The following is a 25,628-nucleotide window of genomic DNA, read 5'->3' on the forward strand; positions in this document are numbered from 1 at the left end:
TAAAGCAGAGGTAGTTTCTGATCAAGTACAGCTTGCTGGCGGATTAGGAGGCTGTGGATTAGGCGTTACATCGGGTGAGCGAGATTCAGGGCGCTCGGGAAACCGAGGTGCGATAAACGCCGTTCGTTGATTTCTCCAAGGAGTCATTCTGGTCAGTTTGTACTCGGTCGATACTGCAGCGCCTCAGCCAGATGATCGCGGGTGATGCCATCAACTTGCTCAAGGTCCGCCAGGGTGCGTGAGACTTTTAGCAGCCGATGGGCCGCTCGCAGTGACAAGGTCAATCGCTCACATGCCGTTTCCAGCCAGGTTTCGTCGGTTGTGGATAACTTGCAGTGTTTGCGCAAGCCCGGCAGATCGAGGAAAGCGTTCGCGCAACCCTGGCGTTTTTGTTGTCGCTCTCGGGCGTCGGCAACCAGCACTGCGGCGGTAGCGGTGTCATCACCGGGTTTCAGCGCAGGGTTCAATGCCGTGGCTTCCCGAGCGACGGTCAGGTGCAGGTCGATTCGGTCCAGTAACGGCCCTGACAGTTTGTTGCGGTAACGCTGGACCATGTCCGGTGTACAACTGCATTTTCCGCTGGGTTCGCCAAGATATCCACAGGGGCACGGGTTCATCGCGGCTACCAATTGGAAACGGGCCGGGAAGCGGACACGGTCCTTGGCGCGGGAGATTACGATGTGACCGGATTCAAGCGGCTCCCTTAACACCTCCAATACCTTGCGATCGAATTCCGGAAGTTCGTCGAGAAATAGAACGCCATGATGGGCGAGGGTTATTTCGCCGGGTTGCGGTTTCGAGCCGCCGCCAACCAATGCGGGCCCGGAAGCGGAGTGGTGGGGTTGGCGGAAAGGTCTTTGTGGCCATTGGCTCAATGGCACGCAACTGGTAACGGATTGTATGGCTGCGACTTCAAGCGCTTCATTTTCGGCTAGCGGTGGGAGCAAACCGGGTAACCGACTCGCCAACAGCGTTTTCCCCGTCCCCGGCGGCCCGCTGAACAGGAGGTTGTGAGCCCCCGCCGCCGCAATCAGCAAAGCGCGTTTGGCCGAGAGTTGGCCCTGTACTTCGTTCAAGTCAGGATAGGGTTTGCTAGCATAGAGCAAGCCATTGGAGGCATAAGGTTCAATCGGTGTGTGCCCATTGAAATGCGCAACTGCCTCAAGCAGATGGTCCACCGCAATCACCTTCAACCCCGAAGCCAGGCACGCTTCTTCGGCGTTCGCCCGTGGCACCATCAACCAGCGTCCGGCCTTGCGCGCCGCCAACGCCGCGGGCAACACCCCGCGAACCGCCCGCACCTCACCTGACAGCGCCAACTCCCCCAGACACTCCACCTCATCGAGCGTCAAGGTCGGCACCTGCACACTGGCCGACAAAATCCCCAGGGCAATCGCCAGATCGAACCGCCCGCCATCTTTCGGCAAATCCGCCGGCGCCAGATTCAACGTGATCCGTCGCGCCGGAAATTGCAGCCCCGAATTGATGATCGCACTGCGCACCCGATCCTTGCTCTCCTTCACCGCCGCTTCGGGCAGGCCGACCATGGTCAGCGATGGCAAACCATTGGCCAGATGGACTTCAACGGTAACAGCGGGCGCATCCACGCCAATCTGGGCGCGGCTGTGGACGATGGAGAGGGACATGGTCGTTCCTTGAGGTGACGGAGACCGCTTCCTGCGGTTTTTGAAGGGTAGTCGGGAGAGGAGATTTTGGTGGGGTGGGTTAGGGGGCAAACTTTCACTGGATGTTGCTTGTAAAGTAAGACCTGAGTCAGCGTGAAAACCTGTGGCGAGGGAGCTTGCTCCCGCTCAGCCGGGCAGCAGTCGTAAACCTGCTGGCCGGTGCTTCCTGACGTGCCGGGTTGCCAGGCTTCGGGGCCGCAACGGGAACAAGCTCCCTCGACACAAGGACTGGCAGGCTCAGGGTTCTCTTAAGTGAGCGGTATCTACAGGTGAAGCGGAAGGTCGTGCCGACCTTCAATCGCGGGCAAGCCCCCTCCACAGGGGCCGTGGTGTTACTCGGTGGGTGGGTTCAGCTTCGCTTCCATTTCCGCCACCTTCGTCTCCAGCGCCTCCAGACGAGCCCGAGTGCGTGCCAACACAACCATCTGACTATCAAATTCTTCCCGGCTTACCAGGTCCAGTTTGCTGAAGGCGCTTTGCAGCAGGGCCTTGAACTGGCTTTCGATTTCGGCTTTCGGCAAAGGGGTGTCGCCGCTGAAGAGGCGGGAGGCGGTGCCGGTCAGGGCGTCGAGGAAGTCTTTGGGCGCGAGCATGGGGAAAGGTCCTGGAAACAATGGCGGGCAGTGTATCACGCAGTGTCTATAGTCAATTTCGCGGGCAAGGGATGCACGCTTTTCGCGCATGCGGATGGACGGCGTCGCACCGTTGTTGTGCGTAACGTGCCGGGTGTTGTGGCGAAGTGGCGGCCATCAACCGGTAAAGGCTTGAAAACAGTGAATTTTGTGGAGATGGCAAGCTTTCTGCTTAGACGCTAGTGACCCATGCACTGATGCAGTCACCGTGACGAATGCAGTGCGCCGAGCGAAACGCGGGGAGCGTTTGGCAAGGAGCGGTTAGCTGGCGTCGGACGGGCGGGTAAGGCCGACGATGCGTTACAAAGCCAGGCACTGCGCTTAGACTTGAGACGGGTTTGTTTTCCTGGGGCAAGTCCACCAATTCGGGAGAGAGTTTTCATGAAGCTAGTCACTGCCATCATCAAGCCGTTCAAGTTGGACGACGTGCGCGAGTCGTTGTCCGAGATCGGCGTGCAGGGCATTACCGTCACTGAAGTCAAAGGCTTCGGTCGGCAGAAGGGTCACACCGAGCTGTATCGCGGCGCGGAGTACGTGGTCGATTTCCTGCCAAAGGTGAAGATTGATGTCGCCATTGACGACAAGGATCTCGACCGGGTTATCGAGGCGATAACCAAGGCCGCCAACACCGGCAAGATCGGTGACGGCAAGATCTTCGTGGTCAATCTGGAACAGGCGATTCGCATCCGTACCGGCGAAACCGATACCGACGCAATCTAAGCCGCCACAAACCCAACGCCCCAGGAGAAAACAATATGACTCTGCGTAAAATCGCAGGGCTAGGAGCCCTGTTGTCCCTCGTAATGCCCGGCCTGGCCATGGCGGCAGACGAAGTGGCGGCCCCAGTCCTCAACTCCGGCGATACCGCCTGGATGTTGACCTCGACAGCTCTCGTGCTGTTCATGACCATTCCCGGCCTCGCGCTGTTCTACGGCGGCATGGTTCGGTCGAAAAACATTCTTTCCGTGATGATGCAGTGCTTCGCCATTACCGGTCTGATCAGCGTCCTGTGGGTCATTTATGGCTACAGCATCGCGTTCGACACCACCGGCATGGAACAGGGCGTCGTCAACTTCAACTCCTTCTTCGGTGGCATGGGCAAGGCATTCCTGGCCGGTGTCACGCCATCCAGCCTGACCGGCCCGGCGGCGCTGTTCCCTGAAGCGGTGTTCATCACCTTCCAGATGACCTTTGCCATCATCACCCCGGCGCTGATCGTCGGTGCCTTCGCCGAGCGCATGAAGTTCTCCGCGATGCTGATCTTCATGGGTATCTGGTTCACCCTGGTTTACGCACCGATTGCGCACATGGTTTGGTCCGGCAACGGCGGCCTGATGTGGGACTGGGGCGTGCTGGACTTCGCCGGCGGCACCGTGGTGCACATCAACGCCGGTGTGGCCGGCCTGATCGCCTGCCTGGTGCTGGGCAAGCGCAAAGGCTTCCCGACCACCCCGATGGCTCCGCACAACCTCGGTTACACCCTGATGGGCGCTGCGATGCTGTGGATCGGCTGGTTCGGCTTCAACGCCGGCTCCGCCGCAGCCGCCAACGGTACTGCTGGCATGGCGATGCTGGTCACCCAGATTGCGACTGCCGCCGCTGCGCTGGGCTGGATGTTCGCCGAGTGGATCACTCACGGTAAACCAAGCGCACTGGGCATCGCCTCGGGTGTGGTTGCCGGCCTGGTCGCCATCACGCCAGCCGCTGGCACCGTAGGCCCGATGGGCGCTCTGGTGATCGGCCTGGCCGCAGGCGTGGTGTGCTTCTTCTGCGCCACCACCCTGAAACGCAAAATGGGTTATGACGACTCCCTCGACGCCTTCGGCGTGCATGGCATCGGCGGTATCCTCGGCGCGATCCTGACCGGTGTATTCGCTGCACCGTCCCTGGGTGGCTTCGGCACCGTGACCGACATCGCCGCACAAGTGTGGATTCAGTGCAAAGGCGTGGGCTTCACGGTGATCTACACCGCGATCGTCACTTACATCATCCTCAAAGTCCTGGATGCTGTCATGGGCCTGCGCATCACCGAAGAAGAAGAGTCGGTCGGCATCGATCTGGCACTTCACAACGAACGCGGCTACAACTTGTAAGCACGCGCATGAAAAAATTTGCCCGGCTTGCCGGGCATTTTTTTGTCCGCGATTTATCATTGAAAGGACGGCTGAAAGGTTTTTTCTTACAGCTTTGTGAACGTTTACGATGCGTGTTTTTGTGCCGCCGAAGGCTTACACGATTGAAGGATTATTAGGGCCTTTGTTTTTTCCCAGAGCGCGCTAGAATGCGCCCCGAACGTGCGGAGAACTGTATGTGGCAACAGACTCTGATAACCCTGCGGGCGAGGCCCCGGGGCTTTCATCTGGTAACGGACGAGTTACTCGCCGGCCTGCCTGAACTCAAGGTATGTCGGGTTGGTCTGTTGCATTTGTGGCTACAGCATACCTCGGCGTCGTTGACCATCAACGAGAACGCCGATCCGGCGGTACGTCGCGACTTCGAACGATTTTTCAATCGTCTGATCCCACAAGGAACAGACGGCTATGAGCATAACGACGAAGGCCTGGACGACCTCCCGGCGCACTTCAAGGCCAGCGTGCTTGGCTGTCAGCTCAGTTTGCCGATCTCGGCGGGCCGACTGGCGTTAGGGACCTGGCAAGGCGTTTACCTGGGCGAGCACCGTGATTTTGGCGGTGCCCGTAAAGTCCTCGCCACCGTGCACGGTGAAGAGGCATGAACCGCTGGTCACCAGCGGTTATTGAATTTTTCCGGCAGCCTTCGACAGAGGGCAAAGCTGGGCTATAACTAATCTGCTTTTCGCAAGTCATGAGGTAGAACATGAGCGACGATGATCTGGAAAACGACGACCTCGAAGTAGGCGACGACGACGAAACCGAAGAAGGTCTGGAAGCAGCGGCCGAAGACGTGGCTGAAGACGACGGCGGCGATGCCCCCGTTCCGACCGCCAAAGGCAAGGCCAAGGCAGCGGTATCGGTCGATGAGCTGCCGAGTGTTGAAGCCAAGAACAAGGAACGTGACGCCCTGGCCAAGGCCATGGAAGAGTTCCTGGCTCGTGGCGGCAAGGTGCAGGAAGTGGAGGCCAACGTGGTCGCCGATCCGCCCAAGAAGCCTGACAACAAGTACGGCAGCCGGCCTATCTGAGCCTGCTTCGCGCTTGCTGAAAAAGCCCGCCGTCGCTGCGGGCTTTTTCATGCCTGAAACAAACAGCTGAATTCAACACGATCCCTTGTGGGAGCGAGCCGGCTCCGGGCGGCGTTCCGACGAAGAGGCCGTCACATTCAAAATCGATGTGGGATGACCCACCGCCTTCGCGAGCAGGCTCGCTCCCACAGGATTCTGTGTCAGGCTGACAATGCATTCCACAACGCCAACAACGCCGGCAGCTCGGTCAGGCTGCGGATCTCGGCATCCGGCAAGCGCTCGGCCTCCCAGATTTTGCCCGAGGGGTTGAACCAGATCGCCCGCAGCCCCGCTTGTTGGGCGCCGGCAATATCGTCACCCGGATGATCACCGATATGCACCGCCGTCTCAGGGGTTGCACCGCCGCGTTGCAATGCCTCATGGAACAGTCGCGCATCGGGTTTGGCGATGCCGATGTCTTCGGCGCACAACGCAAACTTGAAGTAGTCCGCCAGCCCCAGCCGCCGTACATCGGCGTTGCCATTGGTGACCACGCCCAGAGCGTAGTGGTTGGCCAGCACCTCCAGGGTCGGTTGCACCTCCGGGAAGATTTCCAGCTGATGCCGGGCATGCAGGAACACTTCGAAACTCTGGTCGGCCAGGTCTGATGCTTCGGCATGGGAATAACCGGCCTCTTCCAGTGCGTGGAACAACACACGCCGGCGCAGGGCACTGATACGGTGTTTGAGGCTCGGCTCGTTGCTCAGGATGCGTTCGCGAATGGCCCACAGATGTTCCACCGGGACTGCACCCAGGTTGGGCGCATGTGCGGTCAGCCATTCACGCAATACGGCTTCGGCACTGACGATCACCGGGGCGGTGTCCCACAGGGTGTCATCGAGGTCGAAGGTGATCAGTTGGAGAGTCATGAATCATCGCCTTTAATGCGTTTGGCCCGTGGATGGGCGCTGTCGTAGACCGTGGCCAGGTGCTGGAAGTCCAAGTGGGTGTAGATCTGGGTGGTCTTGATGTCCGAGTGCCCGAGCAGTTCCTGCACCGCCCGCAGGTCCTGGGAGGACTCCAGCAAATGGCTGGCAAAAGAGTGCCGCAACATGTGCGGGTGCAGGTTTTGCCCCAGTTCTCGTTCGCCCGCCGCTTTAACCCGCAGCTGAATGGCCCGCGGCCCCAGGCGTCGCCCTTGCTGGCTGACGAACACCGCATCGTCCGCCGGGTTGGCCAGTGCCCGCAAGGGCAGCCACAGTTCCAGCGCCTCGCGCGCCTTCTTGCCCACCGGCAACAGTCGGGTCTTGCTGCCCTTGCCGAGTACCTGGACCATGCCGTCCGCCAAATCAAGCTGGTCAAGATTCAACCCGGTCAGCTCCGACAGCCGCAACCCGGAGGAGTAGAAGAGTTCAAGAATCGCCTGATCCCGACGCGCCAGAAAGTCGTCTTCGACTCCACCCTCAAGCAGTTGCAGTGCGCGGTCGGTGTCGAGGGTTTTCGGCAGGCGGCGTTCACCCTTGGGCGGTGCCAGGCCGTTGGCCGGATCGTGGTCGCAAAGACCTTCGCGGTTCAGATAATGATAGAGCCCGCGCACCGCCGACAGCAGCCGCGCCAGGCTGCGGGAGGATTGGCCTTGGGCATGCAGGCGGGCGATCAGGCTGCGCAGGCGCTGGATGTCCAGGGCGGCCCAGCTGCCGATGTTCTGTTTGACGCACCAGCCCAACACCTTGTCCAGGTCTCGGCGGTAGGCCGATAGCGTGTGCGGCGACACCTGCCGCTCACTGCGCAGGTGTTCGCAGTAAGCGTCCAGTTGCCGTTCCATGATCAGCGTACCGAGCGCAGGGAGCTGTTGATCCGTGGCAGCACGCGGCCCATGACTTCGGCGATGTAGCTCAGGAACAGCGTGCCCACCGAGCTTTTGTAGTGCTGCGGATCACGGCTGGCAATGGCCAGGATGCCGTGGATGCCTTGGTGGGTGATGGCGACGACGGCGGTGGAACCGATCTGCTTGCGCTGTTCTTCGCCGAACAGGAAGTCCAGTTCGTGCTCGCGCAAGCTGCCGCTGACGCTCTTGTCTTCCTGCAACAAGCCGCCAATGGCCACTTGTGCTTCGGCGTGGGTGACCCAGCGGCCGACCGGCATGGCGTTGTCGCCGAGCAGGATCAGGCTGACGAAAGGCACCTGGAAGTCCTGGCGCAGGCTGTCTTCGACGCACATCACCACGTCTTCCAGGGTGCTGGCGTCCATTAGTGCGAGAATCAGGCGACGGGTCTTGTCGAAGAGGCGGTCGTTGTCACGGGCCACGTCCATCAAGTGCGAAAGGCGGTGGCGCAACTCGATATTGCGGTCGCGCAGAATGGTCATCTGCCGTTCGACCAGGGACACGGTATCGCCGCGTCGGTGGGGAATGCGCAAGGCCGGCAGCAGTTCTTCGTGCTCGACGAAGAAATCCGGATGAGCCTCCAGGTACGCGGCAATCGCCGCCGCCTCCAGGCTTTCGGACGCTGATTCGTCGGGCTGTCGGGCGGGTACCTGAGGCTTATCGGTCATGGCTTCGGCTCACTCAAAGACGCACTTGTCCTTCGTATACGCGCACTGCCGGGCCGGTCATCATGACCGGTTGGCCAGGGCCTGCCCATTCAATGGACAGGCGCCCGCCAGGCAGGTCGATCAATAGCGGCGAATCCATCCACCCCTGGCTGATCGCGGCCACTGCGGCGGCGCAGGCGCCGGTACCGCAGGCCTGGGTTTCCCCGGCTCCGCGTTCCCAGACGCGCAATTGCGCGCGGCCCCGGTCGATGACCTGGAGAAAACCGACATTGACCCGTGCCGGAAAGCGCGGGTGATTTTCGATTTTCGGCCCCAGTTCATGCACCGGTGCGTTGTTGATGTCGCTGACCCGCAGTACGGCATGGGGGTTGCCCATGGACACTGCGGCCAGCTCGACCGGCGCACCGTCGACGTCGACCTGATAGCTCAGGGCCTGCTCCGGCGCCTGGAACGGAATATCCGCCGGCACCAGGCGCGGGGCACCCATGTTGACGCCGATCTGCCCGTCGTTGCGAACATCCAGTTCGATGATGCCACTTTTGGTCTCGACACGGATCTGCCGCTTTGCGGTCAGGCGCTTGTCGAGTACAAAACGGGCGAAGCAGCGTGCTCCGTTACCGCACTGTTCCACTTCGGAGCCATCGGAGTTGAAGATCCGATAGCGGAAATCCACGTCCGGGTTGCTTGGCGCTTCGACGATCAGCAGTTGGTCGAAACCGATACCGGTATGCCGATCGCCCCACAACTTGGCGTGCTTGGGCAGAATGTGCGCGTGCTGGCTGACCAGGTCGAGGACCATGAAGTCATTGCCCAAGCCGTGCATCTTGGTGAAACGCAGCAGCATGGTTTTACTCCGGCAGCAGGCTTTCGCCAGCAAACAACTCGGCTACCGTCTCACGGCGACGCACTTCAAATGCCTGATCACCGTCCACCAACACTTCGGCGGCGCGGCCGCGGGTGTTGTAGTTGGAACTCATGACAAACCCGTAGGCGCCGGCCGAATGCACGGCGAGCAGATCGCCTTCTTCCAGGGCCAGTTCACGCTCTTTGGCCAGGAAGTCGCCGGTTTCGCAGATCGGGCCGACGATGTCGTAGGCGCGGGCAGGGGTGCTGCGCGGGCGCACGGCGGTGACGTCCATCCAGGCCTGATATAACGCCGGGCGGATCAGGTCGTTCATGGCCGCATCGACGATGGCGAAGTCTTTGTGTTCGGTGTGCTTGAGGTACTCGACCTGAGTCAGCAGCACGCCGGCGTTGGCCACGATGAAGCGGCCCGGCTCGAACACCAGCGCCAGATCGCGACCGTCGAGACGCTCGCGCACGGCTTTGATGTAGTCGCCGGCCAATGGCGGCTCTTCATCGCGATAACGCACGCCCAAACCGCCACCGAGGTCGATGTGACGCAGGTAGATGCCGCAATCGCCGAGGCGGTCGACCAGGCCCAGCAGGCGGTCGAGGGCGTCGATGAACGGCGGCAGGGTGGTCAGTTGCGAACCGATATGGCAATCGACGCCGACCACTTCCAGGTTCGGCAGCTGCGCGGCACGCACGTACACGTCTTCGGCGTCGGCGATGGCGATGCCGAACTTGTTCTCTTTGAGACCGGTGGAAATGTACGGGTGAGTGCCGGCATCGACGTCCGGGTTCACGCGCAGCGAGATCGGCGCACGAACGCCCAGCTCGGCGGCGACCACTTGCAGGCGTTCGAGCTCATCGGTGGATTCAACGTTGAAGCAGTGCACGCCGACTTCCAGGGCGCGACGCATGTCGTCACGGGTCTTGCCGACGCCGGAGAACACGATCTTGTCGGCGCTGCCGCCAGCGGCCAGTACGCGTTCCAGTTCGCCACGGGACACGATGTCGAAACCGGCGCCCAGACGCGCCAGGACATTCAGTACACCGAGGTTGGAGTTGGCCTTGACCGCGAAGCAGACCAGGTGCGGCATGCCGGCCAGCGCATCGGCGTAAGCCAGGTATTGGGCTTCGATGTGGGCACGGGAATAAACATAGGTCGGTGTACCAAAGCGATCGGCGATGGCAGACAGGGCAACACCTTCCGCGAACAGTTCACCGTCACGGTAGTTAAAAGCGTCCATGAGGTTCCCTTATTGGTAGACGTCGTGCTTGTGCGACTTGGACGGCTGCTTTTGCGAGGACTGGGCCTGCTCTGCAGGATCCTGGTCTTCGTCGGGCAGGTACAGCGGGCCTTTTTGACCGCAGGCCGACACAAGGCAGGCAACCGCGAGGAGCGCAGCAAGGGAAGAGATCAGGCGCTTCATGGCGAAATCCTTGAAAATGCATTAATTGCGCCGGAGTATACCGGCCACCCGGCAGCTTGCCTATGCGATGCGGCTCCCGTCCGGCGGGCCTTCGCACGATCCAGCAGCCATGTGCGATCCCTGTGGGAGCGGGCTTGCCCGCGAAGAGGCCGGCACATTCAACACAGTTGTAGACTGAACCACCGCCTTCGCGAACAAGCCCGCTCCCACAGGTACAGCGTTCGGAGTACCGATATCGGCGCTTGGTCGTTATCCTTTGCAATCACCGGGGCTCGCCCGTATCTTGCGGCGCTTGAGCCTGATCAGACACTTTTTGAGGTTGCCGTAATGAGTTTGTCCGAAGCCCGTTTCCACGATCTGGTCGATGCCACCCAGCAAACCCTGGAGGACATCTTTGACGAAAGCGACCTGGATATCGATCTGGAGAGTTCGGCCGGTGTGCTGACCGTCAAGTTCGAAAACGGCACTCAGTTGATCTTCAGCCGTCAGGAGCCGTTGCGGCAGTTGTGGCTGGCGGCGGTGTCCGGCGGCTTCCACTTCGACTACGACGAAGAGAGCGAACGCTGGATGTGCGACAAGAGCGAAGAGCAGTTGGGCGAAATGCTTGAGCGCATCGTCAAGCAACAGGCCGGTGTCGAATTCGATTTCGAAGGTCTGTGAGGCCGTGACCCAGCTAGCCCCCGCTCGTCCGCCCAAGCCGCTCTACAGCAATGTCAGCCCGGCGGTGCCGTCGCCATGCAGCGGTGTGTGTCGACTGGATGAGCAGAAAATCTGTCTCGGTTGTTTCCGCCATGTCGAAGACATCCGTGAATGGCGCTCGGCCGATGATGAGCGGCGGCGGGTGATTTGCGCGCAAGCCTCAAATCGCAAGAACACCGCAAATCCACTGTAGGAGCTGCCGGGTGGCGGCTTGTATATTTTTTGAGCTGTGATAGTGTCCAGATAAGCCTCAACCCATCGAGGCTCGTGAAAACCCCGCCTTTTTCTGGCGGGGTTTTGCTTTTTTCGTGCAGAAGAAAGGAGTCTGCCCTGATCATGACCGCACCTTCCATCACCCTTACCCGTCTGGACGTCCAGCGTCTGGAGCGTCTGATCGACAGCCTGGATGAAACCCTGCCGGGCGTTATTGCGCTGCAAACCGAGCTGGATCGCGCCGACACGCTGGTCGGCCACGATGAAGTGCCCGCCGATGTCGTGACCATGAATTCCCGCGTTCACTGCCGTGAAGAGATCAGCGGCAAGGACTATCACCTGACCCTGGTTTACCCCAAGGATGCCAATGCCGACGAAGGCAAGATTTCCATTCTGGCGCCAGTGGGCAGTGCGTTGCTCGGTCTGAAGGTCGGACAGCACATCGATTGGCCGGCACCGGGCGGAAAGACCCTGAAACTGACCTTGCTGGAAGTTGAATCGCAACCGGCCAACGGTGGCGACTTTCCGGAGTAACGACCAATCAGACCTGCCCGAGCGCCTCGTTCAATGCGCGCTCCAGATCGGCCTTGTAACGCAGATACAGATTGCTTGAGCCATGACCATCACCGAGCAGGCCCGACAGGTCCAGATCGGTGATGTAGCAGCGGTAGCGCTCGGTCTCGCGGCGCTGCTCGACGATCTCCCGGGCGACCATACTGAACAGTTGGTCGCCATGCTCCAGCTCTGAAAACTCCCGTTGATTACAGTACAAGGTGACGTGCGCCTTGCCCTGCGCGGCTTTGCCGACGATCGCCTGTACGTCATAGAACGGTTTGTTGACCGGTGTTTGCGGTGCCGGACGGGCTTCGACCCGGCGCGCCCGGCCTGTACTTGACGGCAGGATCTGGTAATACAGGCTCTCCAGGCTCCGGGGCTGAGTGGCGTCCATCGGCAACAAGGCCTCGCGCCGGTACTGGATCGATTGCAGGAATCGTTGCAGCGGCACCAGCAGGCTTTGCTCGTCGTGCCATGGCAAGCGTTGCTGCCACAAGGCATTGAATTCATCCAGCACGTACAGATCGGCCTGGTCTTCGTTGATCCGGTAGAACACCTGAATGCAATCCGGCTGGCCCATGGGCAGGAGCAGTGCGAGGTCGTGGTCTTCGAGTGCCATCGAGTCCAGGTGCAGCGGGCTGTAGCGGGTCAGGTCCTCGCTCAGGTAATCGTAGAGCGCCGGCAGCGTGGCGAGGGCGACGTGCCTGACCTGGCCGGGCACCAGCTCCAGCACGTGGTAATGCTGCTGGACCTGAATCAGGTAGCGGTGATTGAGCTTGCTAAGCAGCAGGTTCTGCGCCGTGTCGAGGATGTCCTCGACACGCTGGGCGATGAACTGCGCGCGGTTGTGGCAGAAGCAGCGCACGCGCAATCGGGGTTGCCGCCGGCCCTCCGGCAGGTTGTTGAGATAATCGCGCAGGCAATCGAGCAGGGCGTGAGGGCCGTCGAAGCGGCTGACCAATACTTCGTTCCAGCTGTTGAGCGTGACCTGGTCCAGGGTCAGCACCAGGTTTTCCCGAACCCCGGCGTAACTCAGGGAGTCGGTGCGCTCGGTGGTCATCAGGATGTTCAGGTCGCGGTGATGCTTGAGCGGATCGACACCGACGTTTACCAGAATCAGCACTTCGCAGGGCACGCTGGCCCGCAGCAAGGGCTCTTCAGCGACGGTCGGCAGAGGCAGGGCAATGGTCTGTTGCAGGCTGCCGAGCAGGTTGAACAGCTCGAATTCGCTCAGGTCGCTACCGCCGGGGTGCAAGGCCAGGCGGGTGCTGCTGTCGATCACACCGTTGCGGTGGCACCAGGTGAGCAGTTCGAGCAATTGGCGGCTGCGCTTGATCGGGGCGAAATGCTCCCACTCAAGAGCGGTCAGGCTGCCGTTGTACAGGCCCCACTGAGATTGCCCCGGTTCTTTCTTGTTTACCGCGTGCACCAGCGTCAGGGTGTCTTCGGCCAGATCCGGGGCGATGCCCGGGTTGATGAACTCGACCTTGTCCGCCTTGCGCTCGAAGGCCGCGTAGAGTCGTCGACCCAGTACGCTGAGGTCGCGCTTGTTGATCAGGCTGACGGTTTGTTCGTTGCGGGCGAACTGGGTCAGGAAGCGATAACTGTAATTCAGCTCGTTGACCAGGGCTCGGCGTTCGGAGCTGACCTGACGGACTTTCCACTGGCTACGGCTGTCGAGCAAGGCCAGCTGGCGTTGGTCCCATCGCCATTCGTGGGCCAGGCGCTCGAGCAGCGAGCGTTGCCAGCCCTGGGTACGGCCGCTGCTGCCGGTGAGCTTGCGATTGACCTTCAGATAGAGCGCGCGCCGCACCAGTTCCAGGCGTTCGGGTTCGTTGCGGGCGATGAGGTATTCCTCGATGCGCCGGTAAACCACCACGTAGGGGTCCAGTTCATCGAGGTCAAGCCGGTTGGCAAACACGGCTTGCTTGAAGCGCAGGCTCAGGCACTGGACCCTCGGGTGTTCACTGGCGTACACCTCGGTCAGCAGCAACTTGAGGACCGATTTGTAAGGCGACTCGATGCCCTTGAACAGTTGCCACAGACCGGCGCCGATGAACTCGCCGGGCGGAATGAACGCCAGCGGTCCCAGGTCGAGGGTTTCGTCGGCGCGGATGAAGCGCTTTGACAGCAGCGTATGGATGTAGCGGTCGTAACTCGCTTCTTCATAGACCGGTACCAGCCACCAGATCGGCGTACGCCCGGCCAGCCAGATCGCGGTGCGATAGAACTCGTCGAGCAGCAAGTAGTGCTGGGTGGTGCCGCAATTTTCGGTACTGAGTTGATTGTCGCGCTCGCCTCTCACGAAACGGGCCGGGTCGATCAGGAAGAAGTGCGCCTCGGCGCCCTGGCTGGCAGCCCAGGCTTCAAGCAGCTGACATTTCTTGCGCAGTTCGCCGAGTTCGTTCTCGCTCAAATCCGAGCTGTGACACACCCACACATCCATGTCGCTCTGGTCGGCCTGGGCGAGGGTGCCGAGGCTACCCATCAGGAACAGGCCGTGAATCGGTCGTGGCGGGTTGCTGCCATGGCGTGGCTTATAGGAAAACGAGCGGGTCAGGCGTTGGGCTTCGGCGAGGACGTTGGCGTCGGGTTCGAAATTCGACAGTCCGGCCGGTGTGCTGCCTGAAACATAACCCGGCAACAGCGGATGATTGACGTGGAAAAACAACGGCAGAAGGTTGAGCACCCCTTGCTGGCGGGTCGACAAACCCTCCAGGGCGCGCGCCATGCGGCCTTCGTTGAGTTTGAGAAAACGTGCGCGCAGCTGGCTGAGAACCTTGCGGTCAATTCCCTCGTCCAGATCGGGGCGGATTTCATGGTTGCGGGTCATGTCAGCTCAAACCGGCTCGCAGGGCTCGGATGTGGGGCTCTCGGGTGAGGGCAGTTTAGCGCCTCGGTCCCGGGACATTTAAGCTGATTTTGTTTTTCTGGCGTCAGATTTATATCGCGTGGCGACGTCGGGCAGCAGAGAGGGCCCGCGGAAATCCCCTGGCAGAGGTTTCCGTGGGCGATGCGTTGGAATTCAGGCTGTTTCTTCGGCTTTCAGAATAGTGAGCACGGTTTGCACACTTTGCGCGGCATCACGTCCCAGGCTGGTCAGATAACCACCATCGGGCTGGTCAATCAGTTCTTTTTCGTACAGGCGTTGGGCGGCGGCAATGGCTTTCGGGGCAGCGGTCTGATGAATTTTCAGGCCTTCCTGGGAACTGTCCAGGTTGAAGAGTGCGAGGATTTCCAGTTCGGCAACCAACTCAGGGGTAAGCGACATAAGGACTCCAGACTTTCTAGGAATTGGACGACAGCGCCCCTAAGGTGAACCCGCCGGTGCGGCATGTCCAGTGCTCGAGACAGCCTTTTTTCGCCGGGGGATGCATTCCCCGGAATCGGGGTGGTTTTCTGTAGGAGCGAACTCTGCTCGCGATGGTCTTGAACGATTACGCGTAAAACCAGCTGCACAGTGGCGCTTTCGGGTTTTTCGCGAGCGAGCTCGCTCCTACAGGAGGGCGGGGGTTATTTCTTTTCCGGCGGCAACTCTGGCAGTGCGCGCAGCGCAGCTTCGTACCATTCGGTGTTGAACGCGCGGTCTTCTTCGAGGATCGCGTCGATTTCTACCGCTAATACGTGGGCCATCAAGTTGAGGATTTCCTCGCGCTCATAACCCACCAGTGTCAGCTTGTTGAACGTCGCCTTGGCCGCTGGCGGGTTTTCGCTTTCGATCTGGTTTTCGATGGCTTCGATCAGCGTGTTCTCGGCGAACTCTTCTTCGTCGATGTCGTCTTGGCTGGTGCCGGGGGTTGGCTCGCTCATGGCAGGCTCCTCTAGGAAAGGTGGCCAGTTTACCCGCATTCAGGGCTGTGATGCTGCTGGCGAGAACGCTCCCGGCGTTCTATAACAGGCACTGCCAACCCCTGCACGGCCTGGAGGCTTTGTGATGCTCAAGCTTTATGGATTTTCCGTCAGCAACTACTACAACATGGTCAAGCTGGCGTTACTGGAAAAAGGACTGCCATTCGAAGAGGTGCCGTTTTACGCCGGCCAGACTCCCGAGGCGCTGGCCATCAGCCCCCGTGGCAAAGTACCGGTACTGGGCGTCGAACAGGGTTTCATCAATGAAACCAGCGTGATCCTCGAATACATCGAGCAAAGCCAGAAAGGCACACCACTGCTACCGAGCGATCCCTTTGAGCGGGCGCAGGTGCTGGCGCTGTCCAAAGAGATCGAGCTTTATATCGAACTGCCTGCTCGCGCCTGTTATCCCGAAGCGTTTTTCGGCATGACGCTACCGGATGCGATCAAGGAAAAAACCAAAGCCGAGCTGCTGCTGGGGATTGCATCCCTGGGTCGGCACGGCAAGTTCAGCCCTTACGTGGCGGGCGACAGTCTGAGCGTGGCGGATTTGTACTTCCTGTACAGCGTGCCATTGGCCTGTGCGGTGGCGAAAAAGCTGTTTGATATCGATCTGTTGGCGGAGCTGCCCGCAGCCAAGGAATTGCTGGATCGTCTTGGGGACAATGCAAATGTCCAACGGATTTCGGCGGATCGGGAAGCGGCGATGCCAGCGTTCATGGCGATGGTCGCTTCCAAAAAATAAGCCAAAGGTGTAGTCCGGGTGTCGCCAATGTGTGTCAGGAGATTCGCAATTTTTTGCCTCATATTGCCTTCACCCTTGTCAGGCAGCGCCCTCAGGTGCTTTTGACTTACTCGGTAATAACCGAAATCTTCCCGGATTCTGGCCACTGTTTACCTTGAGCATCGGATCGATTTTCGATCAGAGACCCCCACGGTCAAGGAGACCCGGTGATGCTCAAGCTTTATGGTTTTGCGGCCAGTAACTACTTCAATATGGTCAAGTTGGCACTCCTGGAAAAAGGCGTGCCTTTTCAAACCGTGCCCTTCCACGGGTGCCAGAACCCGGAGATTCTTGCCGTCAGCCCCCGTGGCAAGGTGCCGGTGCTGGAAACCGCGCAGGGTTTTTTAAGTGAAACGGATGCCATCCTCGATTTCATCGAGGAAACCCAGGCGGGCATGGCTCTGCTTCCGGCAGATCCGTTTGCGCGGGCCAGTGTGCGGGCGTTGGCCAAGGAGATCGAGTTGTACATCGAGCTGCCCGCGCGGGTCTGCTATGTCGAGGTGTTTTTCGGCGGCAGGCCGACGCCTGGAGCGCTGAAGGCCAAGGCCGAACGGGATTTGATCAAAGGGTTCGCAGCGCTGAAGCAGCGGGCGCGGTTTGCGCCGTTTGTGGCGGGAGAGCAGTTCACCCTGGCCGACTTGTACTTTCTCTACAGTGTCGACCTGGCGGTGGACGTCGGAAAACGCTTGTTCGACATCGACTTCCTGACCGATATGCCCGGCGCCAAGGCGCTGTTGGAGCGCTTGGCCGAAAATCCGAACGTGCAAAGAGTCGCCGCTGATCGACAGGCTGAAGCGCCTGCCTTTCTGGAGCGGGTGAGGGCTGTGGGAAATTCAGATCGCTGAAAAGGATGAGCCCGATGGTCATAACCATCAGGCTCAGGCCTTACTGTTGTCTCAACGGCTGGCGAGTAAAGCCTGACCGCGAGCCACGGCAGCCTTCACCTGCGCCGGCGCAGTACCGCCGATGTGATTGCGGGCATTGACCGAACCTTCCAGTGTCAGCACGGCGAACACGTCCTGATCGATCTGGTCGCTGAACTTGCGCAGTTCTTCCAGGCTCATTTCCGCCAGGTCCTTGCCGGTTTCCACGCCGTACTTCACGGCATGGCCGACGATTTCGTGGCAGTCACGGAATGGCAGGCCGCGACGCACCAGGTAGTCGGCCAGGTCGGTCGCGGTGGAGAAACCGCGCAGCGCCGCTTCGCGCATCATGGCGTGCTTGGGCTTGATCGCCGGGATCATGTCGGCAAAGGCCCGCAACGAGTCGCGCAGGGTATCGGCGGCGTCGAACAGCGGTTCCTTGTCTTCCTGGTTGTCCTTGTTGTAGGCCAGCGGCTGGCCTTTCATCAGGGTCAGCAGACCCATCAGTGCACCGAACACACGACCGGTCTTGCCGCGCACCAGCTCCGGCACGTCCGGGTTTTTCTTTTGCGGCATGATCGAGCTGCCGGTGCAGAAGCGGTCCGGCAGATCGATGAACTGGAACTGCGCGCTGGTCCACAGCACCAGCTCTTCGGAGAAGCGCGACAGGTGCATCATCGCGATGCTCGCAGCCGAACAGAATTCGATGGCGAAGTCGCGATCGGACACGTTGTCCAGGGAGTTGCCACCGACCGCGTCGAAGCCCAGCAGTTGGGCGGTGTATTCGCGGTCGATCGGGTAGGTGGTGCCGGCCAGTGCAGCGCTGCCCAGTGGCATGCGGTTGGTGCGCTTGCGGCAGTCGACCAGGCGTTCGTAGTCGCGGCTGAGCATTTCGAACCAAGCCAGCATGTGGTGCCCGAAGGTCACCGGTTGCGCGGTTTGCAGGTGGGTGAAGCCAGGCATGATGCTGCCGGCTTCGCGCTCGGCCTGCTCCAGCAAGCCTTTTTGCAGGCGGGTGATTTCGCCCAGGATCAGGTCGATCTCATCGCGCAACCATAGGCGGATGTCGGTGGCGACCTGGTCGTTACGGCTGCGGCCGGTGTGCAGCTTTTTACCGGTCACGCCGATGCGGTCGGTCAGGCGCGCCTCGATGTTCATGTGCACGTCTTCGAGGTCGACGCGCCAGTCGAACTGGCCGGCCTCGATTTCACCCTGGATGGTCTTCAGGCCATCGGTGATGCTGTCGCGCTCGGCATCCGTCAGCACGCCGACCTTGGCCAGCATGGTGGCGTGGGCGATCGAGCCCATGATGTCGTGGCGATACAGGCGCTGGTCGAAGGTGACGGAGGCGGTGAAGCGGGCGACGAAGGCGTCGACGGGTTCACTGAAGCGGCCGCCCCAGGACTGATTGGTCTTGTCAGTGCTCATGAATTCGCTCGTATCGGCTGAAGAAAGATGGCGTTAAAGCTGCCGCGGATAATAACAGGGTTGCCAAGCCTGTCGCTGACGCTGGTCGACTGGTTTTTCAGGCTGTAAGCCATGCGCTGGGCAAGTCTTGGGGGAATTGCACAACGATATTTTTCAATTGAGCAATAACGTCCCGGCAACCGTCTACAGTTGGACAGTAGGATCAGCGCACTTCTCGGTGCAGACGCTGACTATAAGAAGAGGGGTGTCCATATTGCGTATCAGCAAACCCTGTGGCGATGTGTCGCCAATGCGGGCCTGGGCCGCCAATCGCCCGGCAGATGAAAATTTAGCCGTCGGACCAGCGGCACTTTTTGACGCTCGCGCTAGTCTTAGCGTGGATCGCGGTGACGGACGTCACTTCACCTGTCTACGCTATCCTTGTGCGAGACTCACGCAGGAATCCAGCGCAATATGAATGTCCTGATCGTTGATGACGACCCCCTTGCCCGCGAGCGCCTGAGCCGAATGGTTGGTGAACTCGAGGGATACAGTGTCCTGGAGCCTAGCGCCACGAATGGCGAAGAAGCGCTGGCACTGATCGACAGCCATAAGCCGGATATCGTGTTGCTCGATATCCGCATGCCAGGCCTCGATGGCCTGCAAGTGGCCGCTCGACTGTGCGAACGCGAAACCCCGCCCGCCGTGGTGTTTTGCACGGGGCCCGATGAATTTGCCGTGGAAGCCTTACAGGCTAGCGCCGTAGGCTATCTGGTGAAACCGGTGAGAACTGAACATTTACATGACGCATTAAAAAAAGCCGAACGCCCCAATCGTGTCCAACTCTCGGCCCTGACCCGTCCGGCCGCCGAAAGTGGCAGTGGCCCTCGCAGCCATATCAGCGCCCGCACCCGAAAGGGGATCGAGCTGATTCCGCTGGATCAGGTGGTCTACTTTATCGCCGATCACAAGTACGTGACCTTGCGCCACGAAGCCGGCGAAGTGTTGCTCGATGAGCCGCTCAAGGCCCTCGAAGACGAATTTGGTGACCGTTTCGTGCGTATCCACCGCAATGCACTGGTCGCGCGCGAGCGCATCGAGCGCTTGCAACGAACGCCTCTGGGGCATTTCCAGCTGTTCCTCAAAGGCCTGAACGGCGACGCATTGATTGTCAGTCGGCGCCATGTGGCCGGCGTACGGAAGATGATGCAACAGCTTTGATTCGCTGATCGCAGGCGGATTTCACACCCGATTGCCGGACATCCGGGGCCAGGGAGGCCGAGTAGTTTCTGATACAAGTCAAAGTGGATTTGGCTGAGCTGTTATTATCTGCCGTATCTATTCAGTACGGATTGATCCATGTCCTCTCGCCAGATCCGCATCGCCACCCGCAAAAGTGCTCTCGCCCTGTGGCAGGCCGAATACGTCAAAGCCCGTCTGGAAGAGGCCCATCCGGGCCTGCTCGTGACGCTGGTTCCGATGGTCAGTCGTGGCGACAAGCTGCTCGACTCGCCGTTGTCGAAAATCGGCGGCAAGGGCCTGTTCGTCAAAGAGCTGGAAACCGCGCTGCTGGAAAACGAAGCCGACATCGCCGTGCACTCCATGAAAGACGTGCCGATGGACTTCCCGCAAGGCCTGGGCCTGTTCTGTATCTGCGAGCGCGAAGACCCGCGTGATGCATTCGTCTCCAATACCTATGCCAGCCTTGAGGCGTTGCCGCCCGGCAGCATCGTCGGTACCTCTAGCCTGCGCCGTCAGGCCCAGTTGCTGACTCGTCGTCCGGACCTGGAAATCCGTTTCCTGCGCGGCAACGTCAACACTCGCCTGGCCAAGCTCGATGCTGGCGAATACGACGCTATTATCCTCGCGTCCGCCGGTTTGATCCGGCTGGGATTTGAGGATCGCATCACCTCGGCCATCAGTGTCGACGACAGTCTGCCGGCCGGTGGCCAGGGCGCGGTGGGGATCGAGTGCCGCAGCGCTGACAGCGAAATTCACGCGTTGCTCGCACCACTGCATCATCAGGACACCGCCATCCGTGTGACCGCCGAACGTGCTCTTAACAAACACCTGAATGGCGGCTGCCAGGTGCCGATCGCCTGCTACGCCGTACTTGAAGGCGAGCAGGTCTGGTTGCGTGGCCTGGTGGGTGATCCGAGTGGCGGTCTGTTGCTCAGTGCCCAGGCGCGTGCGCCGCGTGGCGATGCCGAGGCCCTGGGGGTGCGCGTGGCCGAAGACCTGTTGAGCCAAGGTGCCGCTGACATTCTGAAAGCGGTCTATGGCGAGGCGGGTCACGAGTGACAGGCTGGCGCCTGCTGCTGACGCGTCCGGCGGATGAGTCGGCGGTGCTGAGTGGTCTCTTGGCCGAACAGGGGATTTTCAGTAGCAGCTTGCCGCTTTTGGACATCGTGCCGATCTCCGCCTCTGACACAATGCGTGACGTGATCCGAGGCCTGGATCGCTATTGTGCATTGATCGTGGTCAGCAAGCCCGCCGCAAGGATCGGCATCGAACTGCTCGACCGGTATTGCTCGCAAACACCGCGTGTGAAGTGGTTCAGCGTCGGTGCGGCGACGGCGCAGATTCTTCAGGATCGCGGCCTGGACGTGAGCTTCCCGGAGGAAGGCGATGACAGTGAAGCCTTGCTTGAGCTGGCGAATTTGCGCGAGGCTGTCGCCCGGCCTGATCCGCGTGTGCTGATCCTGCGTGGGGAGGGTGGTCGCGAGTGGCTGGCTGAGCGCTTGCGAGAGCGAGGTGCTAGTGTCGAGTATCTGGAGTTGTACCGCCGCGAGCTGCCGTCATACCCGCCGGCAGCGCTGTCGGAACTGATCGAAGCGGAACGCCTGAATGCACTGGTGGTCAGCAGTGGACAGGGTTTTGAGCACCTGCATCAATTGGCTGGCGATGCCTGGCCGCAGTTGGCGCGGATGCCGTTGTTTGTACCAAGCCCCAGGGTCGCTGAGCTGGCACGTGCCGCCGGGGCCCTGACAGTTGTGGATTGTCGTGGCGCCAGTGCCGCGGCTTTGCTGACGGCGTTACGGGAGCATCCCGTGCCCGTTCTCTAATGCAAAGGATGGATACGTGAGCGAAACAGCCTTGCCTAAAGATGACGTCCGGCCAGTGCTCGATGCACCAGTCGATGCTCCTGTTGATGAAGTGCCGCCGCCACGTGATGCCGTGCAGCGCCGAGGCAATGGGCTGGCAATCGTCGCGCTGCTGCTGGGTGCTGCCGGTGTCGCAGTGGGTGGTTGGGGTGTCTGGCAGGTGCGTCATCTGCAAGCGACCAATCAGCAGCACTTGAGCCAGGTGCAAGCGTTGAGCGACGAGACGCAAAGCCTGAAACTCAATGAGCAGCGCCTGAGCGCGCGCCTGGAGCAATTGCCCGGCGCCGATGTACTGGAAGAGCGCAGTCGTCTGGTGATTCAACTGCAGGGCGATCAGCAACGACTCAATCAGCGTCTGGAAACCGTCCTCGGGGCCAGTCGCAAGGACTGGCGCCTGGCCGAAGCCGAGCACTTGCTGCGTCTGGCCAGCCTGCGCCTGTCTGCGTTGCAGGACATCAGCAGTGCCCAGGCCCTGGTCCAGGGCGCCGACGAAATTCTTCGCGAACAAAATGACCCCGGTGCCTTCGCCGCTCGCGAACAGGTGGCGAAAACCCTGGTGGCCTTGCGCAGCACCGAACAGCCGGATCGCACCGGGCTGTTCCTGCGCCTGGGTGCGCTGCGCGATCAGGTGGTTGGCCTCACCGAGCTGGCCCCCGAGTACAAGGACCGCGGCGAATCCCTGCTGGGCCTGACCGCCGACGGCGACGGCGCCAGCCGCTGGGCTCAGTGGTGGGATCAGATCTCGCGCTACATCCGTATCGATTTCAACGCCGATAAAAATGTCCGCCCGTTGCTCGCCGGGCAGAGCCTGAGCCAAGTGCGTCTGGCACTGAGCCTGGCACTGGAGCAGGCGCAATGGGCCGCGCTCAATGGCCAGGCGGCGGTTTACAGCCAGGCGCTGGACGAGGCACGGGACGTACTCAAGGGCAACTTCAACCCGGACAACCCGCAGAGCAAAGTGATGCTTGAACAGGTGGCCGAACTGAGCAAGCAGCCTGTCACCGTGGTGACTCCGGATCTGACCGGTACGCTGAGCGCGGTTCAGGGGTATCTGGAGCGACGCAACGTTAACGCCGAAGACTCGATCAAACCGCTGGCCAAGCCTGCCGCGAACGCCGCGCAGGAGGCCACGCCATGAAGCGCCTGTATGTGATCGTGTTTCTGGCCATTGCCGCCGCGGCGGCGCTGGGGTTGGCGATTGCCGAGCATTCCGGTTACGTGTTGATTGCCTATAAAAGCTTCCGCTTTGAGTCGAGCCTGTGGGCGACGCTGGCGCTGGTCGCCGTACTCTGGCTGGTGTTCTGGGGCATCAAGGCGTTGATCGAACTGGTGACGACGTCCGGCGGCGTGGTCAATCCATGGTCACGGCGCAACCGCAGTCGCCGGGTACAGGTGGCGATCGAACATGGTCAGCTGGACTTGGCCGAGGGTCGCTGGGCCAGTGCGCAGCGTCATTTGTATCGAGCTGCGGAAGCTGAGCGCCAGCCGCTGCTTTATTACCTCGGCGCTGCCCGTGCCGCGAATGAACAAGGGCATTACGAAGAGAGCGACAGCTTGCTGGAACGTGCGCTGGAACGTCAGCCCCAGGCCGAGTTGGCGATCGCCCTGAACCACGCGCAATTGCAGACCGACCGCGGCGATACCGAAGGTGCCCTGACGACTCTGCAAGCCATGCACGAGCGCCACCCTCGTAACGCACAGACCCTGCGCCAGTTGCAGCGCCTGCACCAGCAACGGGGCGACTGGTCGGCAGTGATTCGCCTGCTGCCGGAACTGCGCAAGGACAAGGTCCTGCCGCCGGCCGAGCTGGCCGAGCTGGAACGCCGTGCCTGGGGCAAGAATCTGTCTTTGGCGGCGCATCAGGAAGAGGATGGGACTGTCGGCTTGCAATCACTCAATCGCGCCTGGCAGCAGCTGACTTCGGCCCAGCGTCAGGAGCCGCAACTGGTGCTGGCCTATGCCGAGCAGCTGCGGCAACTGGGGGCGCAGGTCGAGGCCGAGGAGGTTTTGCGCACTGCACTCAAGCGCAACTACGACAGTCACCTTGCTCGTCTCTACGGACTGGTTCGTGGCAGTGATCCGGCTCGCCAGTTGCAGCTCGCCGAAGGCTGGCTCAAGGATCATCCCGCCGACCCGAGCTTGCTGCTGACGCTGGGGCGCCTGTGCCTGCAAAGCAGCCTGTGGGGCAAGGCCCGGGACTATCTGGAAAGCAGTCTGCGCGTGCAGCGCAACCCGGAAGCCTGTGCCGAACTGGCTCGGCTGCTTGCGCAAATGGGTGACACCGAGCGTAGTAATCAGCTGTTCCAGGAAGGTTTGGGCTTGCTCGATGAGCGCTTGCTGGCGGCACCGTTGCCGGTGCCCGTTCGCGCTTGATAGAGCCGGGCTTCAAAGGATGACCTTGTGGCGAGGGAGCTTGTCGGAACGCTGAACCGTCCCGCTGGGCCGCGAAGCGGCCCCAATGCCACAACTCATGTATTTCAACGTCTGATTTTCTACGTCTGATTGCGTCTTCAGCAGAGTCCTACAAAGGACTACGCCTGATCCTCCAGATGCTGTCGGGAATTCCCTACACCCCTGTTGAACTGTCCCTGTCAGCCTGCCTTGAAACGCCAGCGCGCTTTCCTCTACCGTAGCCGTCGGTCCTTATTGCTACGGAAAAGCCATGTCTTTGGCCTGCACACGCTCCTTGTTCTTCACGGTTTTCGTTGCGGGCGCCCTGGTCCTGGGCGTGTCCTACTATCTGGAGTATGCGATCGGCCTCAAGCCTTGCGGCTTGTGCCTGTTGCAGAGGATTTGCCTTGCGCTGCTGACAGGTGCCTGTTTGATGGCCGCTGTGCAGGGGCCAGGTCGCCTCGGTTCTGCTCTCTATTGGCTGCTCAGCCTGCTATGCAGTCTGGCAGGTACGGTCACGGCGTGGCGGCAAGTGCTGTTGCAAAGCGATCCAGTGCATCAATTATCAACCTGTGCACCCAACCTGGTTGACCTGTTCGCCAGTACGCCGTGGATCTGTGTTGTGCAGCAGATGCTCGAAGGCACCATCGATTGTGGGCAGATCTCCTGGACGCTGTTCGACCTGAGCATCCCGGAGTGGAGTTTGCTGTTCTTCGTTGCGATGTCGATTCTGGGTACTTATCAGCTGTTGCGCCATGTCTGGATCAAGGTGCGCAGACCGCTCGGCGGCGACTCGTCGCCCCGGACCCTGGCGGGTGATTAAACACTTGTATGAACTTTATCGCCTGCGTACCTTGAAGCCACCGTCGTGCGGGCATAATCTGGCCCGCACGTGTCATTGGATTTATGTTGCTCGATGACGCTCTGCCTGGGCGACTCCTGATCATCAGGAGTACGACGGATGTAGAGCAGCATGACCCACAAGGGAAGAGAGAACGCCATGCTCGAAAGTTGTCAGAATGCTCAGGAACGTTGGGGTGGAGTACATCTGCTGATCGATCGCTGGTTGCAGGAGCGTCGAGAACTGATCGGGGCCTATGACGCACTTGGCGCAAAGCCTGAGGCTCTGGGTGATAACCGCAAACCTCTGCTGGAGTTCTGCGGCGTACTGGTCGATTACGTGTCTGCCGGCCACTTCGAAATCTATGAACAGCTGACGGGGGAGGCCAAGGCCTTCAACGACAAACGTGGTCTGGAACTCGCCGAGACCCTCTACCCGCGCATCGACGTCATCACCGAGAAACTCCTCGCGTTCAACGATCTATGCGATGAAGGAAAGTGTGTCGCGGAGAAGTTCAAGGAGCTTGGCGGCCTGTTGCACGAACGCTTCGAACTGGAAGACTGCCTGATCGAAGTGCTGCACACCGCTCACAAGGAAACCGATTCGGTCCAGGCCTGAATCGTTCACCGCAAGAC

Annotated in this window: 28 protein-coding genes; 16 read left to right on the forward strand and 12 right to left on the reverse strand. The window is 60.6% G+C overall.

Going from position 1 to position 25,628, the window contains the following annotated elements:
• Positions 1-152: 152 nt before the first annotated feature.
• Positions 153-1,646: a YifB family Mg chelatase-like AAA ATPase gene (locus FFS64_RS22300; protein ID WP_137807203.1), complete on the reverse strand. Its 1,494-nt coding sequence runs from the start codon at positions 1,644-1,646 to the stop codon at positions 153-155.
• Positions 1,647-2,017: 371 nt separating this feature from the next.
• Positions 2,018-2,278, reverse strand: coding sequence for an accessory factor UbiK family protein (locus FFS64_RS22305; RefSeq protein ID WP_095196219.1), 261 nt, complete (start codon positions 2,276-2,278; stop codon positions 2,018-2,020).
• A gap of 420 nt (positions 2,279-2,698) precedes the next feature.
• Between FFS64_RS22305 and glnK the strand changes: the two genes are divergently transcribed.
• The 4 genes from glnK (at position 2,699) to sutA (ending at position 5,476) form a co-directional block, all read left to right on the forward strand.
• Positions 2,699-3,037 carry a P-II family nitrogen regulator gene (gene glnK, locus FFS64_RS22310; protein WP_002555808.1) on the forward strand — a complete coding sequence of 113 codons (339 nt, stop codon included), beginning with the start codon at positions 2,699-2,701 and terminating at the stop codon, positions 3,035-3,037.
• Between the two features lie 35 nt (positions 3,038-3,072).
• Positions 3,073-4,410, forward strand: coding sequence for an ammonium transporter (locus tag FFS64_RS22315; protein ID WP_137807204.1), 1,338 nt, complete (start codon positions 3,073-3,075; stop codon positions 4,408-4,410).
• 215 nt (positions 4,411-4,625) lie between these two features.
• The gene (locus tag FFS64_RS22320) at positions 4,626-5,051 is read left to right on the forward strand and encodes a secondary thiamine-phosphate synthase enzyme YjbQ (protein ID WP_137807205.1); all 426 of its coding nucleotides are present in this window, start codon (positions 4,626-4,628) and stop codon (positions 5,049-5,051) included.
• Positions 5,052-5,152: 101 nt separating this feature from the next.
• Complete coding sequence (gene sutA, locus FFS64_RS22325; protein WP_007980816.1) at positions 5,153-5,476, forward strand: transcriptional regulator SutA; 324 nt, start codon at positions 5,153-5,155, stop codon at positions 5,474-5,476.
• Positions 5,477-5,676: 200 nt separating this feature from the next.
• Here the strand turns inward: sutA and FFS64_RS22330 are convergent, their stop codons facing one another.
• From FFS64_RS22330 to FFS64_RS22355, 6 genes are read right to left on the reverse strand one after another with little or no spacing between them, the layout of a single operon-like run.
• Positions 5,677-6,384: an HAD family hydrolase gene (locus FFS64_RS22330; protein ID WP_137807206.1), complete on the reverse strand. Its 708-nt coding sequence runs from the start codon at positions 6,382-6,384 to the stop codon at positions 5,677-5,679.
• Entirely contained in the window at positions 6,381-7,280 is a 900-nt protein-coding gene (xerC, locus tag FFS64_RS22335) for a tyrosine recombinase XerC (protein WP_137807207.1), read from the reverse strand. Before xerC ends, FFS64_RS22330 begins: the two co-directional genes overlap by 4 nt.
• Positions 7,281-7,282: 2 nt before the next feature.
• Positions 7,283-8,008, reverse strand: a complete 726-nt coding sequence (locus FFS64_RS22340; protein WP_095196223.1) for a DUF484 family protein — start codon at positions 8,006-8,008, stop codon at positions 7,283-7,285.
• A 13-nt stretch (positions 8,009-8,021) separates the two neighbouring features.
• Positions 8,022-8,852: a diaminopimelate epimerase gene (dapF, locus tag FFS64_RS22345; protein ID WP_137807208.1), complete on the reverse strand. Its 831-nt coding sequence runs from the start codon at positions 8,850-8,852 to the stop codon at positions 8,022-8,024.
• 4 nt (positions 8,853-8,856) lie between these two features.
• Positions 8,857-10,104, reverse strand: a complete 1,248-nt coding sequence (lysA, locus tag FFS64_RS22350) for a diaminopimelate decarboxylase (RefSeq protein ID WP_095196225.1) — start codon at positions 10,102-10,104, stop codon at positions 8,857-8,859.
• Positions 10,105-10,113: 9 nt separating this feature from the next.
• Positions 10,114-10,287: a lipoprotein gene (locus FFS64_RS22355; RefSeq protein WP_137807209.1), complete on the reverse strand. Its 174-nt coding sequence runs from the start codon at positions 10,285-10,287 to the stop codon at positions 10,114-10,116.
• A 327-nt stretch (positions 10,288-10,614) separates the two neighbouring features.
• On the opposite strand from FFS64_RS22355, the gene cyaY reads away from it, so the two are divergent.
• The 3 genes from cyaY (at position 10,615) to rnk (ending at position 11,733) form a co-directional block, all read left to right on the forward strand.
• Positions 10,615-10,947 carry an iron donor protein CyaY gene (cyaY, locus tag FFS64_RS22360; RefSeq protein WP_137807210.1) on the forward strand — a complete coding sequence of 111 codons (333 nt, stop codon included), beginning with the start codon at positions 10,615-10,617 and terminating at the stop codon, positions 10,945-10,947.
• A gap of 4 nt (positions 10,948-10,951) precedes the next feature.
• Complete coding sequence (locus tag FFS64_RS22365; protein ID WP_137807211.1) at positions 10,952-11,179, forward strand: DUF1289 domain-containing protein; 228 nt, start codon at positions 10,952-10,954, stop codon at positions 11,177-11,179.
• 143 nt (positions 11,180-11,322) lie between these two features.
• The gene (gene rnk, locus FFS64_RS22370; protein WP_095196229.1) at positions 11,323-11,733 is read left to right on the forward strand and encodes a nucleoside diphosphate kinase regulator; all 411 of its coding nucleotides are present in this window, start codon (positions 11,323-11,325) and stop codon (positions 11,731-11,733) included.
• A 7-nt stretch (positions 11,734-11,740) separates the two neighbouring features.
• Here rnk and FFS64_RS22375 read toward each other — a convergent pair whose 3' ends face one another.
• From FFS64_RS22375 to FFS64_RS22385, 3 genes are all read right to left on the reverse strand, one after another.
• The gene (locus FFS64_RS22375) at positions 11,741-14,587 is read right to left on the reverse strand and encodes a class I adenylate cyclase (RefSeq protein WP_137807212.1); all 2,847 of its coding nucleotides are present in this window, start codon (positions 14,585-14,587) and stop codon (positions 11,741-11,743) included.
• A gap of 192 nt (positions 14,588-14,779) precedes the next feature.
• Complete coding sequence (locus tag FFS64_RS22380) at positions 14,780-15,025, reverse strand: TIGR02647 family protein (RefSeq protein WP_095196231.1); 246 nt, start codon at positions 15,023-15,025, stop codon at positions 14,780-14,782.
• 242 nt (positions 15,026-15,267) lie between these two features.
• The gene (locus tag FFS64_RS22385) at positions 15,268-15,564 is read right to left on the reverse strand and encodes a hypothetical protein (protein ID WP_095196232.1); all 297 of its coding nucleotides are present in this window, start codon (positions 15,562-15,564) and stop codon (positions 15,268-15,270) included.
• A gap of 124 nt (positions 15,565-15,688) precedes the next feature.
• On the opposite strand from FFS64_RS22385, the gene FFS64_RS22390 reads away from it, so the two are divergent.
• Both FFS64_RS22390 and FFS64_RS22395 read left to right on the forward strand, forming a co-directional pair.
• Entirely contained in the window at positions 15,689-16,348 is a 660-nt protein-coding gene (locus FFS64_RS22390; protein ID WP_137807213.1) for a glutathione S-transferase, read from the forward strand.
• A 209-nt stretch (positions 16,349-16,557) separates the two neighbouring features.
• The gene (locus FFS64_RS22395; protein ID WP_137807214.1) at positions 16,558-17,232 is read left to right on the forward strand and encodes a glutathione S-transferase family protein; all 675 of its coding nucleotides are present in this window, start codon (positions 16,558-16,560) and stop codon (positions 17,230-17,232) included.
• 51 nt (positions 17,233-17,283) lie between these two features.
• Here FFS64_RS22395 and argH read toward each other — a convergent pair whose 3' ends face one another.
• The gene (gene argH / locus FFS64_RS22400) at positions 17,284-18,678 is read right to left on the reverse strand and encodes an argininosuccinate lyase (protein WP_137807215.1); all 1,395 of its coding nucleotides are present in this window, start codon (positions 18,676-18,678) and stop codon (positions 17,284-17,286) included.
• A gap of 453 nt (positions 18,679-19,131) precedes the next feature.
• On the opposite strand from argH, the gene FFS64_RS22405 reads away from it, so the two are divergent.
• From FFS64_RS22405 to rsd, 7 genes are all read left to right on the forward strand, one after another.
• Complete coding sequence (locus FFS64_RS22405; protein ID WP_075946453.1) at positions 19,132-19,878, forward strand: LytTR family DNA-binding domain-containing protein; 747 nt, start codon at positions 19,132-19,134, stop codon at positions 19,876-19,878.
• A gap of 138 nt (positions 19,879-20,016) precedes the next feature.
• Positions 20,017-20,958, forward strand: a complete 942-nt coding sequence (gene hemC, locus FFS64_RS22410) for a hydroxymethylbilane synthase (RefSeq protein ID WP_137807216.1) — start codon at positions 20,017-20,019, stop codon at positions 20,956-20,958.
• Positions 20,955-21,722, forward strand: coding sequence for a uroporphyrinogen-III synthase (locus tag FFS64_RS22415; protein WP_137807217.1), 768 nt, complete (start codon positions 20,955-20,957; stop codon positions 21,720-21,722). Before hemC ends, FFS64_RS22415 begins: the two co-directional genes overlap by 4 nt.
• A 16-nt stretch (positions 21,723-21,738) precedes the next feature.
• Positions 21,739-22,899 (forward strand): uroporphyrinogen-III C-methyltransferase, encoded by a 1,161-nt coding sequence (locus tag FFS64_RS22420; protein ID WP_137807218.1) that lies wholly within the window; start codon positions 21,739-21,741, stop codon positions 22,897-22,899.
• Positions 22,896-24,134 (forward strand): heme biosynthesis protein HemY, encoded by a 1,239-nt coding sequence (locus FFS64_RS22425; protein WP_137807219.1) that lies wholly within the window; start codon positions 22,896-22,898, stop codon positions 24,132-24,134. The genes FFS64_RS22420 and FFS64_RS22425 overlap by 4 nt, the downstream gene beginning before the upstream one ends.
• A 289-nt stretch (positions 24,135-24,423) precedes the next feature.
• On the forward strand, positions 24,424-24,975 hold the full coding sequence (locus FFS64_RS22430) for a disulfide bond formation protein B (protein WP_137807220.1): 552 nt from the start codon (positions 24,424-24,426) through the stop codon (positions 24,973-24,975).
• Between the two features lie 177 nt (positions 24,976-25,152).
• Positions 25,153-25,611: a sigma D regulator gene (gene rsd / locus FFS64_RS22435; RefSeq protein ID WP_095196242.1), complete on the forward strand. Its 459-nt coding sequence runs from the start codon at positions 25,153-25,155 to the stop codon at positions 25,609-25,611.
• The last annotated feature ends 17 nt before the right edge of the window (positions 25,612-25,628 follow it).

The sequence above is a fragment of the Pseudomonas sp. G(2018) genome, from assembly GCF_005502415.1.
In the GTDB taxonomy this organism is placed as follows: domain Bacteria; phylum Pseudomonadota; class Gammaproteobacteria; order Pseudomonadales; family Pseudomonadaceae; genus Aquipseudomonas.